This window comes from Brevundimonas sp., from assembly GCF_016463295.1.
Lineage (GTDB): Bacteria > Pseudomonadota > Alphaproteobacteria > Caulobacterales > Caulobacteraceae > Brevundimonas.
On record NZ_JAEMRO010000104.1, the window covers coordinates 5,026 to 6,563 of the forward strand.

At 68.7% G+C, this 1,538-nt stretch carries 2 protein-coding genes; one reads left to right on the forward strand and one right to left on the reverse strand.

Annotation, left to right across the window (positions count from 1 at the left end; translation table 11 throughout):
- Positions 1 to 584, reverse strand: a 584-nt coding sequence (locus JHC81_RS13255) for a MarC family protein (protein WP_292175457.1), incomplete at its 3' end; no start/stop codon positions are given.
- Positions 585 to 682: 98 nt separating this feature from the next.
- Between JHC81_RS13255 and pyrF the strand changes: the two genes are divergently transcribed.
- Positions 683 to 1,411, forward strand: coding sequence for an orotidine-5'-phosphate decarboxylase (gene pyrF, locus JHC81_RS13260; RefSeq protein WP_292175459.1), 729 nt, complete (start codon positions 683 to 685; stop codon positions 1,409 to 1,411).
- Positions 1,412 to 1,538: the final 127 nt, after the last annotated feature.

Here is a 1,538-nt window from a genome sequence, read left to right on the forward strand (position 1 = left end):
AGCACGCGCACGATGATGGCCAGGCCGACCTCGCCCAGCAGGCGGCTGATCGGCCCGGTCAGGCAGAAGCAGAGGAAGGACACGCCGGCCGCCGCCGCAATGGCGATCAGGGAGGCGGCGGCCCCCGCCGGCCCGATCTTCTGGGCCTCGCCCGCCTGGATGATGATGGCCGAAATCGCCCCTGGCCCGATCATCAGCGGAATGGCGAAAGGCACGACCAGCCGCTGGAATCTGCGCTTGGCATAGCCGCGCACATCCGCCAGGTCGCTGGCCGCGTCCTTGTCGACGAAGGAGGCCAGAAAGTCGTCGCGGGCCATGTCCAACCCTAGGAACAGCAGCAGGATACCGCCCGCGATGCGGAACGCCGCCAGCGAAATACCGAAGAACTGCAGCAGGCCCAGGCCACTGAAGAAGAAGAATCCCAGAAACACCGCCGCGAACAGACAGATCATGGCCGAGACCGAGACCCGCTGGCGCAGGCTCGCCCCCGCCGTCGCCGCCGCGAAGATCGGCAGATTGCCGATGGGGTCCAGAAGCGCGAACAGCGTCACGAACAGGTTGACGCCCAGATCGACCGCGTCCATGTGCTGGCCTCGCCCTAATACGTTGATCCCCTCGCCGGTCCCCGACCGACGTGCGCGCTCGCGCCCGTCAGCCATAGCCGGTCAACCGGAGCCCGTCGATGACCTCTCGCCTTCTGACCGACGACCGACTGATCGTCGGCCTGGACCTGCCCTCTGTAGAGGCGGCACGGGACATGGTTGGGACGCTGGGCGACACCATCACGGCCTACAAGATCGGTTTGACCCTCTTGGCCTGCCCCGGCGGCGTCGCCTTCGCCCATGAACTGCGCGACCAGGGCAAGACAGTCTTTCAGGACTGGAAGCTGCACGACATCGGCGCCCAGGTCGAAGGTGCCGCCCGCGCCGTGGCCGAGGGTGGATGCGACCTGCTGACCGTTCATGCCGAGCCCCAGGTCATGCGCGGCGCGGTCAAGGGCCGGGACGCGGGCGGGTCGTCGACGAAGATTCTCGCCGTCACCGTCATGACCAGCCTGTCGGACGCCGACCTGACCGAGATCGGTTACGGCTTTGACGCCACCGCCCTGGTCGAACGCCGCGTTCGTCAGGCGCTGGACTGCGGCGTCGACGGCGTGGTCTCCAGCCCGCTGGAGGCGACCCGTGTGCGCGAGATCGCCATCGAGGCCGGGCGGTCCGACTTTCTGATCGTCACCCCCGGGGTACGCCCCGTCGGGGCCGACAAGGGCGATCAGCAACGCGTGGCCACACCGGCCGAGGCCCTGACGGCGGGAGCCACCCATCTGGTCGTGGCCCGGCCTGTTGTGGGCGCGGACAATCCCCTTCTGGCGGCGTCGGCCATCGTGGAAACCATCGACGGCCTGATGCGCTGATCCGCGCATGAGAACGGCCGGGATGCGCGTAGCACTCCGGCCTGTTCCTGATCGTCTGCGGTCCTAGCCGCGCTCGCCCGGCTCCTGGCGATAGTCGTGGCGCACCGGAGGCGGCGGGGGCGGAGGC

What these genes read in the sequence shown, in the direction of transcription:
- pyrF (WP_292175459.1), top strand. Translation starts at nt 683, where the DNA reads ATGACCTCTCGCCTTCTGACCGACGACCGACTGATCGTCGGCCTGGAC.